The 17,539-nt window shown below is 49.3% G+C and carries 13 protein-coding genes and 1 pseudogene; 1 reads left to right on the forward strand and 13 read right to left on the reverse strand.

From position 1 onward, the window contains the following. Nucleotides 1-151: 151 nt before the first annotated feature. From GJ1_RS19075 to GJ1_RS12145, 12 genes and pseudogenes are all read right to left on the reverse strand, one after another. Nucleotides 152-1,036, reverse strand: a pseudogene (locus GJ1_RS19075) (Rpn family recombination-promoting nuclease/putative transposase). A 207-nt stretch (nt 1,037-1,243) separates the two neighbouring features. Then, nucleotides 1,244-2,227, reverse strand: a complete 984-nt coding sequence (locus GJ1_RS12100) for a restriction endonuclease (RefSeq protein WP_066232748.1) — start codon at nt 2,225-2,227, stop codon at nt 1,244-1,246. 148 nt (nt 2,228-2,375) lie between these two features. Further along, nucleotides 2,376-2,894, reverse strand: a complete 519-nt coding sequence (locus GJ1_RS12105) for a hypothetical protein (protein WP_066232751.1) — start codon at nt 2,892-2,894, stop codon at nt 2,376-2,378. 367 nt (nt 2,895-3,261) lie between these two features. Continuing rightward, nucleotides 3,262-6,216, reverse strand: a complete 2,955-nt coding sequence (locus GJ1_RS12110; RefSeq protein WP_066232754.1) for a type III restriction-modification system endonuclease — start codon at nt 6,214-6,216, stop codon at nt 3,262-3,264. Nucleotides 6,217-6,219: 3 nt separating this feature from the next. Further along, entirely contained in the window at nt 6,220-8,103 is a 1,884-nt protein-coding gene (locus GJ1_RS12115) for a site-specific DNA-methyltransferase (protein ID WP_066232756.1), read from the reverse strand. Nucleotides 8,104-8,118: 15 nt separating this feature from the next. Beyond that, nucleotides 8,119-8,880: a DUF4391 domain-containing protein gene (locus GJ1_RS12120; RefSeq protein WP_066232759.1), complete on the reverse strand. Its 762-nt coding sequence runs from the start codon at nt 8,878-8,880 to the stop codon at nt 8,119-8,121. Nucleotides 8,881-8,885: 5 nt separating this feature from the next. Beyond that, nucleotides 8,886-9,152: a hypothetical protein gene (locus GJ1_RS12125; RefSeq protein ID WP_066232762.1), complete on the reverse strand. Its 267-nt coding sequence runs from the start codon at nt 9,150-9,152 to the stop codon at nt 8,886-8,888. Between the two features lie 3 nt (nt 9,153-9,155). Next, entirely contained in the window at nt 9,156-9,998 is an 843-nt protein-coding gene (locus GJ1_RS12130) for an SNF2-related protein (RefSeq protein WP_245629382.1), read from the reverse strand. Continuing rightward, a complete protein-coding gene (locus tag GJ1_RS19280) occupies nt 9,995-10,126 on the reverse strand; it encodes a hypothetical protein (RefSeq protein WP_281176941.1) in 132 nt (43 codons plus the stop codon). The genes GJ1_RS12130 and GJ1_RS19280 overlap by 4 nt, the downstream gene beginning before the upstream one ends. A gap of 172 nt (nt 10,127-10,298) precedes the next feature. Then, nucleotides 10,299-12,803, reverse strand: coding sequence for a restriction endonuclease-like protein (locus tag GJ1_RS12135; RefSeq protein ID WP_066232765.1), 2,505 nt, complete (start codon nt 12,801-12,803; stop codon nt 10,299-10,301). Beyond that, on the reverse strand, nt 12,772-14,454 hold the full coding sequence (locus GJ1_RS12140) for an MrcB family domain-containing protein (protein ID WP_066232768.1): 1,683 nt from the start codon (nt 14,452-14,454) through the stop codon (nt 12,772-12,774). The genes GJ1_RS12135 and GJ1_RS12140 overlap by 32 nt, the downstream gene beginning before the upstream one ends. A 152-nt stretch (nt 14,455-14,606) precedes the next feature. Then, nucleotides 14,607-15,146 carry a cupin domain-containing protein gene (locus GJ1_RS12145; RefSeq protein WP_066232771.1) on the reverse strand — a complete coding sequence of 180 codons (540 nt, stop codon included), beginning with the start codon at nt 15,144-15,146 and terminating at the stop codon, nt 14,607-14,609. Between the two features lie 194 nt (nt 15,147-15,340). On the opposite strand from GJ1_RS12145, the gene GJ1_RS12150 reads away from it, so the two are divergent. Continuing rightward, on the forward strand, nt 15,341-16,108 hold the full coding sequence (locus GJ1_RS12150) for a DODA-type extradiol aromatic ring-opening family dioxygenase (RefSeq protein ID WP_066232774.1): 768 nt from the start codon (nt 15,341-15,343) through the stop codon (nt 16,106-16,108). A gap of 66 nt (nt 16,109-16,174) precedes the next feature. Here the strand turns inward: GJ1_RS12150 and GJ1_RS19285 are convergent, their stop codons facing one another. Next, entirely contained in the window at nt 16,175-17,341 is a 1,167-nt protein-coding gene (locus tag GJ1_RS19285) for an SEC-C metal-binding domain-containing protein (RefSeq protein WP_066232776.1), read from the reverse strand. Nucleotides 17,342-17,539 lie beyond the last annotated feature (198 nt).

Below are 17,539 nucleotides of genomic sequence, written 5' to 3' on the forward strand. Positions count from 1 at the left end.
GGCGCTTCCGCGGTCACGGCCTTTACAAACACGGCGACCCGATCGGCATCCTCAGGCCATGCCGTCCGTACGACGATCGGTTGGCCGCTTGTCGTTACGAACCACCTTGGCTGGATATTCCCCATGGCCATCCCCCTTGCTTTTTGTTTCCCTACTCTTCAAGCAATCCCCGAACCTCTTCCTCTGGAAGATCCACCAACCGGGCAATGTCTTCCGCCGTCATTCCTTTTTGCGCCATGTTATGGATCAACCGTTTCATTCCCTGTTTCATCCCTTGCTGAATTCCGCGTTTGATCCCTTCTTCCAGCCCTTCTTTCTTCCCTTTTTTGTTCATACGAAATCATCAGTTCCAGCACTTTCTCTTTTTCTTTCGTTTCCATCGCCTTCACCTCGCTTCGCAGTTGTTGCTCTTCCTCCTCCGACAACTTCACATACGTTTCGAAAAAACCAAGCAGCAGCCGCTGCCGCGCTTCATCCAATTCCAACCGCACGAGCATGCGCAAAAACTCTTTTTTCAGCTCGATTCGTTCACTTTCAGTATACCCCATTTTGCCAAGCAGCGCAGCCGCAACTGGATTGTCATGCCGAATGTAATGACGCCAATGTTGCTTGCGCAGCTCCACCGGGAAAAAGCGAAACTGCAGCACTTCGCCAAAGGGAAACTCGATCGAAAACACGGACGGTTCCTCGCGGAGGGCATCATAGCTGAAGACGGCGATCGGAACGATGCGGGTGCGGTATTTTTCAAACAAGCGGCTGAAATAAAGAAACATCCGCTCTGGGAATGACGGTTGAATATACGCCTGGTTTTCTACGTGTACAATGACCAATCCGTCTTCTCCTTTCAGCTTCGTCTCGACTAACAGATCGACGCGGTATTTTTCACCTGCCGTGACATCGGTGAACAGCTCTTCGGATAGAAAGGACAAATGGCGGAAATCAATATGTTCGTGCATGTCGGGAAAAAGAGGAGAATAAACTCTTCGAAGAACGTTTGGATCAGTTCTTTGAACAACCGGTCATGGTCAATGGCCATCTGATCACCTCACGATGAAGATGTTCACCAAATATCATTCGTGAGCACGAGGCGAAAATCCTGCATGGAAGAAGAAAAAATGGAGAGCCCGGAAAGGCCCTCTGTCATACAAATGGCAACGACCGCCCGTGCTGCGGGCAGAGGGATGGAACGAACCCCGCGTTTATGGAAGACCGACCTTAAGTTTGAGTAGGACACAAAGGCATCTTATTCGGGAATATAAATTTTTTGCAGCGGCAGCAACGCTCTCGCATCGTTAGGCATTTCTTCATACCAATGGACAATCAAGTTGACCAGCTCTTCTAAATCAATCAATTTGACTGAATTATGTTTGGCGACTGCCTCTGCCTGAGAAGTAAATCCCCCTGTCGAGACGAACAGACAATTGGCGTCAATCGGGTTGGCTCCGAGAAGCTGTTGGATTTCGGGAGCCGAAGCAGCGCTTTTTCGGTGTTTGACTTGCACTTTGATAATCGGCTTTTCAAAACCGAACGCATCCTTATAGGCTAACACATCCACACCGCCATCAGGGCCTTTCGGGCTGACTTGCACATTGTACCCCATAGCCCGAAGCAAGCCCGCCACTAAATCTTGCATTTGCCACGGATCAAGCTGATCGACCTTATCCTGGATCATCATCAACGCTTTTCCGACAAGATCTTCGACGATTTCATCCTCTTCCGATCCACTAGTTTCATCGACAGAGGTTGATGACGGTTTGCCCAGTTGTCGTTCGAACTCATCGCCCCATTCATCGATCCGAAAAACCGTTAAGGTGGAGCCTAAACTGTTTTTCGCCGCCTGCGGCAATGAATCTCTTGAGATCCTGGCATTTTCCCAACTTACCCGAATGATGTTCGGATAATACGGATGCCCAAGGGCAGGATCGTACCGATGCTCCTCTGTGACCGTTCCGACAATGTATTCCCTTTTTTCTTTAGAGTACGTGATCACACGATCGCCTTTTTTAATATCATGGCTGAAACGCCACACTTGATTAACCCAGCTCTCTCTCGATTTTGGCTTAGCCTCGTTAAACACTTCGTCTGCCTTTTGTTGAAGCTGCTGCTTTGATGAAAAATGCCTTGGATTCCCTAACTGCGCCCAGCCGATCGATGCGATGCCTTTTTCCAGCCAAAGCGGAATCAGTTCATTGCGGTCGCCCGCGCGGATCATCCACCATTTTGTCACTGGCTTTTCCCCCTTTTCACAAAAAATGGCTCCATCTGCGAAACCAACAGTTTTCTAAAAACGGGGGCTTAAAGGATGGGCAGACAGCCCCCTCCTAGTATGATGCAATAATTCAAAAACTAAGCCCCCCACCAGTGTTCTCAGTCTATTACAAACTGCTTAACCGATTTCGTTCAATTCTGATCGTATTATCCTTCCCATCCAATACATCCGCGCGTTTGCTGCCGTAGAGGCGCAACTTATGGGAACCTTTAACTGCTTTTATGGAGAGCCGGGGAGTTCCTCGAACTTGCGCTTTTTGCAGATCCACGCACTCGAGAAACTCATCCCAACGGACAATGGCAATTATTTGATTGGAATCGCTCGGCTGTTTCTGGGCACAAATGAAGGCAAAAATAATTTCTTTTTCCTTGCTGTTTTCGAGATGAATCTTGCTAATTTCCGAAATTTCATTGTCACCGAATACAAACGACCAAGTGAAATCCTTAGAGCCGAATGGATTCGTGTTGTATTTCGTGTAAATGATATAGCTCGCTTTATTCGTCGTTACTTCATAAATTTGTCGATTGTCACTTTCCTTTTCAAACAGCGCCGGTGCCAGTCCGCCGTTGACCAATGCAGAAAGCAACGCTCCATAGTAGTAATCCGCTTTGCGGATCGTCGTCATCCGGTTTCCCCTCCCTTTATCATGGACAGAAAGATTTGGCTAATTTAATTGTATCAACTTTTGTAAAACATTGCCGTCGAACTTTGTCGACCGCCGAAAAATGCAAAAAAAGCGGTGCGATGCCGCTCCTGCATCTGACAGGGAAGCAATTAAAACCCGTAATTCTCCCGCTTTTGAAACCCTCTTTATCAACTCCTATCCCTTTTACCCCTATTGATGATAATCTTTTCATACACTAATATTCTATTGTTGTCCGAAGAAGACCTTTTTGATGTCCAAAGAGGTTTTGCATTCAACTGGATCAATATTAATGTGATGCTAATGAAGACAAAGCAGAAGCCAACCCGGCTTCTGTTTGTCCCCACCTTCAGCGGCTTATGGCTCGTAACATAAACCGCTCGACATCATTTTCCGGCCCAATGAATTCCACGTCCGTTCCAATGGCTTGGAAGTGTTTGCGGGCGAAAGCGATTTTGCTTGCTTCGCCGGGGCGCAGTTCGCCCTCCCATTCCTGTCCTTTCGTCTCGAGGACGAAGTACAGTTTTTCCTCGCCATCCTTTTCGATGACAAGCGCCCAGTCGGGATTGTAGGAACCGATCGGCGTGTCAATTTTAAACCAGCTCGGCAGTTTGACGTATACTTTCACGTTTTCATCGTTTTCAAAACGTTTGGCGAACCGTTCTTCCACCTCGGAATCGTAAATGATATGGTCAAACGGCGATTTGACGCTCGGGATGGCGTTGTCGTTCAAATAAGCGAGCAGCTCTTCGTTTTGGAACAGTTCGACTGCATAATAGGCATCATCACCGATTTTGTAATATTTCACGCCATCTTTCAGCAACAGCTTCATTTGACGCTGGATGATGTTCGCCACTTCTTCGATAAACTTTTGCGGATTGTTTTTAAAATCATCGAGCCGCTTGCAGCCTGTCAAAATGCGCACGATCGTCTTCCGCGTTAAATTCGTCCGGTTTTGCAGCTCGGTGACGACGTCCGGAAGCGTATGGTGCAAGCTTACGTAATCTTCCACTTTTTCACTGACCGTTGGCGCTTGCACGCCTGTGACGTGATCGATCTCCACCCGTCCTTTCCGGCTGACAATGCGGATTTTCTCAATGGGCTTCATTTCTTGAATGGCGGCGATGCACAGGTCAATGAGCTGTTCGCTGTCAAAATCGACCGAATAGACCGTTTTGTATTTGATTTTGTCCCACAATTGCCTAAACTCTTCCTGATTGAGAACCGCCATATTGACATTGACTTTTTTCTTTTTCGTCCCATCTTTGATCGGCAATGCTTGCAAATGCCGTTTGATCTCCTTTACGATGGCCGATCGCCACAGCTGGAATTCGTCGCTCAGACGGAGATCGTAGTCTTCAATGGCCTGCTTGAGTTTTTCCGTTGCTTTGCTCTGTTTGTCAATATAACCGTTTTGTTTCAATTCCTCATACAGCTTCAACGATAAATCATAACCCATTTGTACTGGCTCATCCGTTGCCTCGTCTAGATAGACGAGTTTGGCAAATACATGTTTTTCAATTTTGCCGAACCGGATGCCCGCATCTTCTTCAATTTCTTTTTGCAAACTGGCGACAAATTCTTCATAGGACTCATTCGCCATCACCGTCAATACGTTGATATGATCATCATGCACCCGCTCCCCGTTCTGGTCGACGGCCAATCGCAACCCGCGCCCAATTTCCTGGCGTCTCGATACATACGTGCCTGACGAGTCTTTCAACGTGCAAATTTGAAAGACGTTCGGGTTGTCCCACCCTTCGCGGAGCGCGGAATGGGAGAAAATGAAGCGGAGCGGCTCATCGAGGCTGAGCAGACGTTCTTTATCCCTCATAATTAAGTTGTATACATCCGTATCCGCCTCTGTATTGCCTTTCGTATCTTTCAACCGTCCTTTTTTATCTTGGGCAAAATAGCCGTTATGCACTTTCTCTACATCTTGATCAATGCTCGGATCGTCCCAAAGCGGACGATATTTCGGCTTTTGCATTAAATTCCGGTACTCTTCCTCAAACATGACCGCGTATTTTCCTTTTACCGGCTGGCCTTCTTGATCATAGTCGCGGTAATGGGCGACTTTGTCGATAAAGAACAGGCTTAACACTTTAATTCCTCGCGGGCGGAGCCACAATTCTTTGTTTAAATGCTCTTCAATCGTTTTGCGGATTTGATACCGCTTGATGGCATCATCATCGACATCCCCGATCACATCGCCCACGCCGAGTCGGCAGCCGTTGATTTCAATCGCTTCATTTCCTTCCGTCCAATCGATTTGCTCGACGATATAGCCGCGGTACAGTTCGCGCTCTCCGGAAACGTCATACAAATCATCGCCGCATTTGACCGTTTTCGTCGTTCGTTTGACCTTTCCGCGCGATTCGACATCAAGCTCGATTTTTGCTTTTCGTTCTTTCACCTCGACAAGCTTGATGTACGGCACATTAAAAGACGGTTCGGAGCGGACGGACATGACTTCGATCTTTTTGACTAATTTTTGATTGTACGCGTCGACTGCATCAAGGCGATACACCATATTATATTTGTCTACATGCGTCGCCGAGTAGCGCAGCGTGCAAAGCGGGTTAAGCGACGCGATCGCTTCCTTCGACTTCGGCGTCGTATCGACGCTTTGCGGTTCATCGATAATCACGATCGGATGCGTCTGTTGAATAAACTCAATCGGACGATATCCATTCAGACGGTCGTTCGGCCGATGAATGACGTTCGCCTTATCCTCCTTTTCCGGATCTTCAAAGCTTTTGCGGAACGCGTCAATATTGATGATCATGATTTGAATCGTCGTCGCCGTCGCAAAATTGCGCACCTGATCGAGCTTTTGTGAATCGTAGATAAAGTACTCAACCGGGGTGCGGTCGTATAGTTCATCAAAGTGTTCGCGAGTGATTTGCAGCGATTTGTACACCCCTTCGCGAATTGCCACGGACGGGACGACGATGACAAACTTCGTAAACCCATAATGTTTATGAAGCTCATAAATCGTCCGCAAATATACGTACGTCTTCCCCGTCCCCGTTTCCATTTCAATCGTAAAATGCATGCCATCGAGCCGCTCACTGCGCGGCAGGCCGTTTCTCACTTGAATCTCTTGGACATTTTTTAAAATTTCCTCAGGCGTCAGGTCAAGCCGATTCCCGACGCCCAAGTCCGTTTGAAGCATTCCCGCATCAGGGCCGTACGACACAGTGAAGTTCGACTGGCTCATCTCCTGCCCTTTAAAAATGTGCACCACCGACTCAATCGCACGCCGTTGGTAGTCCAAATCCGCGTTAAACTTGAGCTTCATCGATTATACACTCCTAACATCCGTGATGCCATGCTTTTTCAACGTTTGCAAGGCGTTCGTTTTCACCGCGTCGCTCATAAAGCCGGATTCTTTAAAAATGACTTTTGGCGGCATATGCTCAGAGCGGTGCTTTAACATTTCTTGAACGAGATCAAGATCGATTTCGTCTTCTAAGCAGACGAGCACGGAACCGTAGGCGACGTTGTAAATCGTTTTGCCGCGGCAGTCGATTTCCTCAATCGGCACCGTCAACGGCAACCCGATTTTCAGCAAAATCTCATACAACAAGTCTTCTTTCGTCCGATCTTCCTTAATGTTGTTCTGCAAATCGAAAAGCGTTTGTTCGAGGTTGTCAAAGTCCGGATCCCACTCTTTGATATTGGAGGAGTCGAGCTTAAACACTTTAAAGCCGATATCCAAATCGGTCTTTCCGGTTTCTTGAACGATTTTCTCACCTGCCCGACGGATGCGTTCCTTGCCGATTTCGCAAATGTTTTTATACCCCGCTTTATACGCATCGGACGTTTCATCCGTTTTTTCCGGCAGCTGGACCATAATAAACTTGCGGCTGCCTCCGTCTTCTGCGTTTAACTGCATCACCGCATGAGCGGTCGTGGCCGAGCCGGAGAAGAAGTCAAGAACTATATCATCATTCTGAGTAGCTGTGAGAAGCAATTGAGCAATCAAACCTACAGATTTAGGTGATGGAAACAACTTAGATTTTGTTGAGAACAAGGAAGAAAATACTGCCTGTCCTTTTTCTGTATAGAATGACTTATCCAAAAAAATTGTTTTTAACATTTTTGTCGCGCCATTAGCATAGTTTTTTCTATAAATTTTCCATTTATCCTTATTAGTTTTTCTAGCAACCAATAAGTGAATATCTTTTAGAGCTTTTGACTTATCCCACGTCCAACACCCCTCGTATCCGTCATCCCAGATAGGTTCAACCTTTATATTGTAACCATCCTTATATTCAAGGGATATTTCTGATGTAACTGGGTTTACATAAATAGGATAAAAGAGGTTTTTACGATTATGCTTACCGAATTCCCTATGAGTGTTTCTTAATTCAATCAGCCTGTATCTCCCTTGCCCATCTTGTTCCGGGTAATCATTAACTATTTGTTCTTCGTCTTTTTGAATGGAAAAATAACCTTGCTCTAGATTATTTTTTGAGTATACTAGTATGTATTCGTGATTAGTTGCAAAATATTTATCTTGCGAACGACCTTTCGGATTACATAAAACCGTGATTTGAGCAATAAAATTTGGTTCTCCAAATATTTCATCACAAATTTTTTTTAGGTTAGTAACCTCATTATCGTCAATACTTATAAATATAACCCCATCCTCCCTCAACAAATTCCTCGCCAACTTTAACCGCGGGTACATCATATTCAACCAATCGGTGTGGTATCGCCCATTCGTCTCCGTATTCGCCTTGGTCGTTTGCTGCGTGATTTCTTTATAATTTTTGATATTGTCGCGAAAATCGTCTTTGTACACAAAGTCTTTCCCTGTATTGTACGGTGGATCGATGTAGATCATTTTAATTTTGCCGAAATACGATTTTTGCAGCAATTTCAGCACTTCCAAGTTGTCGCCTTCAATATACAAGTTTTCTGTTTTCTCCCAGTTTTTGCTTGATGCTTTGTCCGGCCGCAAGGTGCCGGTCGATGGCGTTTGTGCGAGTTTCATCGCTTGTGTTTTGCCGTGCCACGTGAATTCGTACTTTTCGTTGCGCGTTTCAATCTCTTCGCCAAGAACAAGCTTCAGTTTGTTAAAATCGATTTTTCCTTCCGTGACCACTTCCGGGAATAGCTGCTTTAACGCTTCAATGTTTGTTTTGACGAGATCCAATGATTTTCCGTCCAGTTTCTCCATATTATGCTTCCCCTTTCAGCGCAATTGTTGCTTCCATTGTTCGATTTGCTTCGTTAGCTGTTGAATTTTCATATGGTATTCGACTTTTCGATTAAACTGTGTTTCTTTTTTCATTTCGTTTTTCCATTTGGCGATTTCGGTTTCTGCCTGTTCGATTTGCGCGACGAGCTGTTTTGATCGTTCATCAGCGGCGATGGAAAAGGCGCCGACTGCTTTGGCGCGCTGGAACGCCTGCACGGCCAAATGGATGTCTTGATAAAAGCGGAAAAAGTTGGCGAACGAAAGCCTCGTCATATGGACGGCGCCAAGAAACTGCTTGACCGTCTCGTCAGCATGATCGAGTGAAAACCACGGGATATACGCCCATTCTTCCGCCACGACTTTTGTCCGGTCGTTTTTGTTCAGCCGCTTGCGGCATGTTCCAATTCGAACGTTTCCTTCTTTTTCAAACACGATAACGGTCGGGTTGGGCACCGTTTCTTGGATGATTTCCCCGATAACGGAAAGGTGCGCATCCTTTGTTTCCGCCCGCAGCCGAACGGTGATAAACATGACCCCTTCGTAATGATGTTCCTCGTTGACGAACGGCTGAATGTTGATGACGCCCGGGGTCAACAAATACGCCAGCTCGATCCGCTCGATGTCTTTCGTCATATAGTCCTTTTCTTTTTTCGTCAAATCTGCATAGTCGTAAAACATTTTTTTGTCGAGCTTTTTATGCAGCGGGCGGACGCGCTCGTCCAGCCCTATTGTAGCATAAAACGCGGAGGCGGCCATGACACTCACCCTTCAATGATCAAATACGAAACGATCTCAAAATCTTGCAAACTCGTGTTGGCATTCGTCGCTAAGGCGTCCAAGTTTCCAAGGCTAAATATGTTCAGCATCAATTGCTGATCCATCTTGCCGACGATCTCTTCCACTGCTTTTTCAAACAGCGCCTTATACGTTTTCATATCTTTTCCGTTTTTCGTCTCTTGGTAAAACGCCTCGTACAAGCCCCATTCGACGTCTTTTTTGCCGTCGCAAAGCGAACGATACAGGTCCAAAATTTAGCGGTCTGCGGCTAAAATGTTTCGCTTATCATTTAAACGGTAGATGGCCCAGTTTTCCCGCAATTTTTTCGGCGCCAATACGAGAACGCGATGGTTGCACAATTCGTAATATTTGATCACCGCCAACGCTTCGAACGTTTTTCCAAGCCCGACACTGTCGGCGATGATGCAGCCCCCGTACGTTTCAATTTTATTGATGGCCCCAAGGACCCCATCGCGCTGAAAGTCATAAAGTTTGTTCCAAATCACCGTATTTTGGAAACCGGTTCTCGTCTGCAACGTTTCGTAGTTTGTCGCTTCCTTTAAAAAATCTTTGAATAGGTGATAAAGTGTGACAAAATAAATAAACTCTGGCGGATGTTCTTGATACATGACTTCCAAGCGCCGCAAAATTTCATCTTTCACATCTTGCAGCGCCTGTTCATCTTGCCAAATCGCCTCAAACTGGCGAAGCAGCTGGGCGCTGGAATCTCGATCATCCATCATATGAGTAAAATAAAAATGGGAGGAGTTGCTGTAGCCGAGCCCCGGGCTGGAAAACGGCGCCCCGCCGATCAAGCCGATTTGTGATCCGTCCTCATTTCGCACATGGTATAAACTGCCTTGAATGCGCTGATTGACAACCGACTTTACTTTGGCCTTCCGCTTCAGCCATTTCGCCAGTTCCCTTGCTATGTATGCTTGGTTGAGTTCGATTTTGTATTTTCGTTCTTCTTCCACTCCATACAGCGCCGCTTCGTTTTTCTTCATCCATTCATTGAATGAACGATCACCGCGCACAAAGGCAGGCTCTGTGAAAATAAAACGGAATTCATCGATTTGCGCCAGCTCTTTTTTCAATTCTGCAAACGCATATAACGTAAAATGGGCCGCCGCAATCGATAGTTTGCTGCCTTTTTAATATGCGCTTTTAAAACATCTCCCACTAAACCATTTTGTTTGTTGTCAATCAATCCTTTTGCCTTCATGCAACGATTGCTCCCTTGTCCCTGTCTTATATCATTTTATTTTACTAAAACAACTTGCGGAACGTTGTTGAAATTTGTCGAAACATAGATTGATTATCATAGACACTACTTGCTAATCGGGAAGGGGGACGAGGCCTCTGTTTTGGATCATAACCGTATGATCTTCCATCGTTCACCCCTCCCCCATCATCCCCACCACTTCGCGAAACACGGCCGACGGTTGTTTGCGGAGCAGTTCGGCGGCGATCGTTTTTTGCTTCGTGCCGTTCGTGATCATGAGCAGACCGTCTTCTAGGCGGATGAACAAGTTTTTGACGCGGTACGCGGTGATTTTGGACGCCTGATCCAAGTAGCGGGCGTCAAGGTCGAAGCGGATGCGGTCGGACAGCCGCCTCAGCAAGCGCCAAAGGGCGATTTCCTCGCTTGATTTCATGAACAGCTCAGGCAGTTCTTTCGCCTGTTTGAGCGTGTTGAGCGTCGTCATCGCATAGACGGCGATGCCGTAGCCGACCGGGCGGATGACGTTTTTCAGAGGCTGCCAGTGTTCGACTTCGAAGCGAACGTATTCCTCATCGCTTCGTTTCGGCAGTTCGGTGATGGCCGAGCGTTTGACGATTTTCACATCGGCGATTTTGCCGAGGCACGTGACCCCGTTTTGCGGGGCGGCCCCTTGTTTCGGGTAAAGGGCGATGTAACGCGCGTCTTGCCAGCCTTTTTTCAGCCGTTTCGCCGGGATATGGTAGAAACGGTGCTTCAAGTAGGCGTGATAATGCTCAGCGCTTGGCACCATGCCGACAAGCACATGCTCATCGAAAGCCGACCGCCATTCTTCGATGATCCCTTGCGGCAAAATGCCTTCGTTTTGCAGTTCTTCGGGATTCTTTTCAATCAACCGCTCGATGAACTGCTCGACCAGGCGGGTGGCGTTCGGCAAAAACGGCAGACCGCCGATGTTGACGTCGTTGATGCTTTTGTACAGCGGGTGCTCTTGGTAGCTGTCCTCGTCATGCCACGGGAACAGCACGTAGGCGCCAAAGGCGGTGCGTTCGTATGGGCCGCCGCGGCGGGCGACAAGCGAATCGCGGTAGCGGTGCATCGTGTTGATGTCGTCTTCCATCGGTCCCGGCATTCCGTACCGTTTTTCGTATGAGCTGCCCGAAACGGCGAAGTCCAGGCGGTATTTGGCGTCGAAAATGTAGTTGAACGTATAGTCTTTTCCCTTCTTTTCAATCGCCAGAACCGTGTCGGGCATTTGGGGGACGGTTGGCAGCCTTCCTTCGTACGGCTGATAGGTCAGCGTGATTCGCTCGCCGGTGTACGGATGTTCGTACACCCGCTTGGCGGAGCGGTTTTTTTCGAGATTGACGAACAGCCCTAAGCGGTTCACTTGGATGACATTTTGGCTGATGAGTTTGTATTTTTTCCCAAGGAGCTGTCCGAGCTTCAGAAACGTCCAATACTCGTACAACGTGGCGACGTCTTTTACGGACATTCGGTACAGCTTCCCTTGCAAGGCGAGGCCGCGGGTGATGATGAGAAACAGCTGATAGGCGTCGCGGTACCCGGGCGCCATTTGCAGGACGAGGCTCATGACGGAGCGGTCAAGCCGCCCGATCGGCCGCCAAAAAGAGTGATGAAGCCGGTTTTCGAGCGCACGGATCATCGATTGGATGCGCTCAAGCAAATCCGGATCCGGTTCAGTTTCGTACCGCTTTTGTTTCCCTTGCACGTGTTCGAACAAATCGAGCAGCTTCTCGACAAGGCGCATCATCATCCATTTGACGAACTGGTTTTCGAGCGTGTCGTACGTCAGTTCTTTTTTCGCTTTGAGCCCCGATTGCGGCATGACGGTTCGACTTCCGATGTCGATGCCGCGCTTGACGTCACGGAACACTTGCGGCCGCTTGCGCAAATCGTTTCTTCCTGCCGCATCCAAACGGCCGAGCTGGTCGCCGCGCACCCTCACATGGACGGTCGACAGTTGATGGTGCGGCTGCCGCTCAATATGCCGAATGGCATGCAAAAAGTCACCGATATGCGCTTCCATGAGCCGGAAAAATTCACTTCTTGACGGAACGCCGTCGCGTCTCGCTTTTGTCCGCTGGTACGTGCGCTTGATGAAGTGAAACGCCAAGTTGTAGATTTCTTCGCTTACTTCGTCAAGAAGGATTTGGTAGTCTTGTTTATATGTCAGCTTCGTCGGAAAAATTTCGATCGTCACATCCAAAATGGAATGGCTGCCGTCGCGGATTTCGAACGTGGACAGCCCGACTTCATTCGGGAAATAGAGGTTGCCCATCAACACCGCCTGTCCGCCGATGCCAACGCGGCTGACGGCGTTCCGAAGCACTGGCGATTCATGGTAAAACGAGAGCATCCTGTCGGTTTTCGGAAACACGAGCAGCTGATAGACGCCGTTTTCAAAGAAAATCGGGCGGTGGCCGCCCGACCAGTCGACCAATGCACCGGCGTCAACGTCAAACAGTTTGACGTCCAAGATGTCTTCGCCGCTGACGAAAAACTCCATCGTCTCATGGAAATTAAGGCGGCGGTACTGCTGAAGCCCTTCGTATTGTTCGTGGTACGGCTTTCCTTTGATCACCAGCGTGAGCTGTTTCGTTTCGATATGAACAAGCTCGCGGTCGTCACGCCCCGAGCCAGAACGAAGTGAAGCCATCGTCTTCCAACCTCCGCAGCATCTGCCAAATTTTCTCCGCACTTTTTGGATAGTTGGCATACGAAACATCAAGCATGCCGCCGTATTCGCCGTCCGGTTCAAAGCCGGCGCAAAGGACAAACAGCTGCTTGAGCGCTGTTTCCAGCCGCGCGTCGCTTCCTGAAAGACGCGGCAAAATTTTTTGCATCAAGCAATAGTCGAACGCCTTGGCAAATTCCATCAGCTTTCCTTCTTCGTTATAAGCAAGGTAGAAGCAAATTTCATCGCGGACGCGGTAGCCAATATGCGCGCCGAGCGGCTCGAGGATGCGGTTGATCTCCACGAGCTTTTTCGTCACGGTTTCAACAAGCTCTGGGTAGCGTGGATACACATCTTTCAAATGCAAATACCGCGCCGCAAACAGCTCCTGTCCGACGGGCAGGGGCGCGACGGTTGGCAAATCGCGCAAAAAGTCAAGATGATCGAGCTGGACGCGGTTGAACTCGATCGTGTTCGCTCGGTCGAGCACTTTTTTGCTGAAGGGGTGGGTCGTTTCGTCCATGTTGACGGTGCCGATGATATAGACGTTTGGCGGGAGAAAAAGATCGCACCCTGCTGTTTCTTTCGGCAGCACCCGCGACGATGTGATGCGCCCGTTTTCCCAGCGGCGGCTTTCCATGACGCTTAAGACGTCGCTGAAGTAATGCTCGACGCGGGCGAGGTTCATCTCGTCCAACACGACGAAATACGGTTTGTCCGGATGCTTCTCCGCTTCGATCATGACGTTGGTGAGCGGTCCAGGCTTGAAATCGCCTTTGATATCGACATAGCCAAGCAAATCAGAGCCGTCGTTCCAGTCCGGGCGGACGGGAATTAAGGTGAAGCGGCCGTTGTCTTCCGTCGCGCCGACGCTCTCGGCCAACCATTGAACGATTTTTGTTTTCCCGGTTCCAGAAATGCCCGATAGAATGACAAACGGTTTTGTTTTTAATGATAGAAAGAGGTTGGTCACTTCCTCTTCCGTATAATAGAACCCTTTGGACGCGATGTACGAGTGAATATGCTCCACGACCGTTTGATAGGAAAGCCGAGCCCCAGGCGGCGCCATCATTTCTGTTCGCTCCACATATTGTTGGTAATAACCGATCATCGTTTCGAGATCGCGCGCGAGTTGTTCATCGGATGGCAGATCGTCAAACGAATAGGCGATATACGCCGCCACCGACCGTTCGTAATCTTTCGCCCGTTTGCTTTCACCAAGATGGATGTCATCATCCGTCCGCACGCGTTCTTCAGTGGGAATGAGTTGGCGGATGTCCCGCTTCACCCGCTCCATTTCGTCTTTCGGCGTCTCCGTCACCCCTTGGGCGAGCGTCAAATACAGCCGACGCATATCCTCGCTGAACAAGTAGACGATATAATAGCCGCGCTGCGTGGAATCCGTCACTTCTTGGTCCATCACCGCCACCCACGGTACAGCGGCCCAATTGCCGCTCTTCCCCACCGACCCTTTCACCACATACCGGTCAGGCGGCAGAAACGGCAACGCTTTCAACGCCTCTGGAATTGCTCGCGTCACCAACTGAAACGACCGCCGCTCTTTTGACAGTTTTTCGCGTCTTTCTTGTTCGTAAATGGCCATCACTTGGCGGAAAAGATCGTGCAATGACATTGGGAATAGCTCCTTCGTGTAGAAATTTCATTCTTCGTTTCTATTTTTCTTCTATTCTACTAAAAAAGCGGCCGTCCCCACCAGCGGGAAAGCCGCTTTTCCGTCAGGAGCCAGCATCTTTTGTCATGCTTTGCCGTCAATTCGCTTGTTCGCTATTCAGCCGCCAGGGCGTCGGCCTTTGTTCGGTGCACAGTACCGCGCGGATGCTGCGGAGGTGCATAGATGGAATAGAGCTTCAGCGGGACATTTCCGGTGTTGATGACATTGTGCCATGTTCCAGCTGGAACCATAATCGCGGAACCGGCGCGCACGTTTCTTTCCAACGTCAACTCGTCTTTCCTCTTGCCCATTCGAACAATTCCTTGACCTTGTTCAATGCGCAAAAATTGATCGACGTGATGGTGAATTTCCAATCCAATATCTTCCCCGACATTCAGGCTCATCAACGTCACTTGCAAATGCGGCCCGGTCCATAAAGCGGTGCGGTACGTATCGTTTTGTTTCACGGCCTCGTTGATCTGAACGACAAACGGCTCCGGCCCGTAATCTTTCAGCTTTATGTTCTCTCTTTCCAGCCTGTAAGGAACCGGCCAGTAAACAGGCGGCCTTCCATAGTAGTGCACAGGCGTGTAGGCATGGGACGGATATGAATAAGCATACGGGTAGGCGGGCATAAAAGAAACGGTGTGCATCTTTTCACCTCTTTCTAATTTGATCATCTTATCTTATGCACAACGGTGAGGAATTCGACTAGCGTTTTTGGCAAGTCTTTTCCCACATGTGATCACCCGCCGCCTTGCGAAAACGTTGCGTGACGATGGAACGATGAAAGGGCCTTTTATGTTACACTAAGTGTAAATGCGCAAACGGTAAGGAGGAATGGACAATGAAAGCCCCTGCCCTGTTTCTTGCACACGGTTCGCCGATGTTGGCGATCGAGGACAATACGTATACGGCGTTTTTGAAAAAGCTTGGGGAAGGGATTCGCCCGCAGGCGGTGGTGATCTTTACAGCGCACTGGATGACGCGCCAACCGACGGTTTCGGCGGTTGAGGGGACGTATGACATGATTTATGATTTTTCCGGTTTTCCGCGCGAGTTGTATGAAGTGGTTTATCCGGCGCGCGGATCGGTCGAGTGGGCGGAACGCGTGCGGGAGCGCCTAGGTGGCGTGGCGGAAGTGGCCGTTGATCCCACGCGCGGGTTGGATCACGGTTCTTGGGTGTTGTTGCACCGCCTATTTCCCAACGCCGACATCCCGGTCGTGCAAGCGTCGGTCGTGCCGTGGTGGACGCCGAAGCAGCTGTTCCAACTCGGGGGAGCGCTGCGCCCGCTGCGGGACGAGGGCGTGATGATCATCGGCAGCGGCGGGACGGTGCACAATTTGATGGCGCTTCGCTGGGAAGGGCATGCTGAAGCGGACGCATGGGCCGTCGCGTTTGATGATTGGCTTCTCAGCCAGTCATCCTTCCATAGCGAAGAGGTGTTCGATTATGAGAACAAAGCGCCGTACGCCAAGCAAGCCGTGCCCACACCGGAGCACCTCGCGCCGTACTGGATCGCTTACGGCGCGGGGAGTCGTGACCAAGCGCCGCGCGTGTTGTTCCGCGAGTACCAGTATGGGAGCTTAAGCCTGATGGCGGTGGCGTTTTAAACGGAAAGCCCGCTCCCCGTTTCAACGCGTGGGGGCGGGCTGTTTCCTTGATCGAAAGCAGCGTTGTTACTTGCCGCAGCACTTTTTATACTTTTTCCCGCTGCCGCACGGGCACGGGTCGTTGCGGCCGACTTTCGGCTCTTCGCGGCGGTATGGAACGTTTTTCAGCAAAGGCGGATTTTGCAACACCGCTTGAAAACGGCGGTATCTTTGATCGGCGATCGCCTTCCATTTTTCTAATTTCGGATGGTCGAGCCCTAGAATCGTATAATATCCGTAAGCGGTTTGTTCCACATCGACCATCCCGGAATGCCCTCGTTTTTCCACTCTTTTCAAATATTCTTCCACTTCCGGAAGCGCTTCTTTATCCAGCTGGTGGCAAAGCGCCTCAAAGCAAAACGCGCGCATGTCATCGTCGCGCAGCTTGGAAAACACCTCCCGCAATACACGGACGGCCTGCTTTGATTTGATGTTGGCGAGCACATGAATGGCCGAAAATACCGTTTCTTTTTGAAAGGCATACGGGCGCACGGCTTCGACGACTTCATCGTTTTGGAACGCCGACAACGCATAAACGACTTGATCGAGGAGCACATCGCCATCCTGTTGTTCCAACAACCGGGCTAGTCTTGGAATATACTCGGCAGCGCCGATCAACGAGAGCGCATACACCGCCAAAATGCCATCGTACGAAAACCATGGCTGCTGTTCATTTTTCATCCACGTGAGACTCACATCTTCCTTCGTCATCCACCCGCGCTCAACGAGAATGCGTGCGACTTGCTTGGCCGCGAAAAACAAGTTCTGGTTAAACACCTCTTCCCGTTCCAAGCGGGAAAGCAAAGAAAAGTAGTGATCCCATACGTCATCTTCCGCTCCCTCGGCCACAAGCCGGACAGCGCGTTGCCAAGCCCGTGGGAAGTGGCGGAGCAGCTGTTGTCCGTATGTTTCAAGTTGCGCAACCGAAAACGGGAAAAACCAACGGACGTACTTGGTCGCATCTTTGATGGTCAACAACTGTTCAAGCGCCCGGTCGGTCAACGGTTGTTTCGATACGCCATGCAAAATCATGCTTCGCGTTTCCTCGTCGTCGGTTGTTACGGCCTCGTCAATGAGACGCTCAACCCACGCGGCTGGAACGCCCGGATACTCCTCAATTGCGTAAAAGGCAAACTGACGGAGGATAGGATCTTCACTAAATAAATATGGTTCGATTGTTTCTAAAAAGGACATGGTCGCACCTGCCTTTTTCTTCATTTCACCCGTGGTGCCGGCTGGGCGTCGACGTTCAGCTAGCCCCACGACGGGTTCACGATTTCTGTTTTAACACTCTAAATACAAGAATACCAATGAAAACACTGACAGCGACAGTGGCCGAAACGATTGTGATAGGCAGCCAATCAGCTGCAAAAGATGAATAAGTGATCATTT

It is taken from the genome of Geobacillus jurassicus NBRC 107829 (assembly GCF_001544315.1).
Taxonomy (GTDB): domain Bacteria; phylum Bacillota; class Bacilli; order Bacillales; family Anoxybacillaceae; genus Geobacillus; species Geobacillus jurassicus.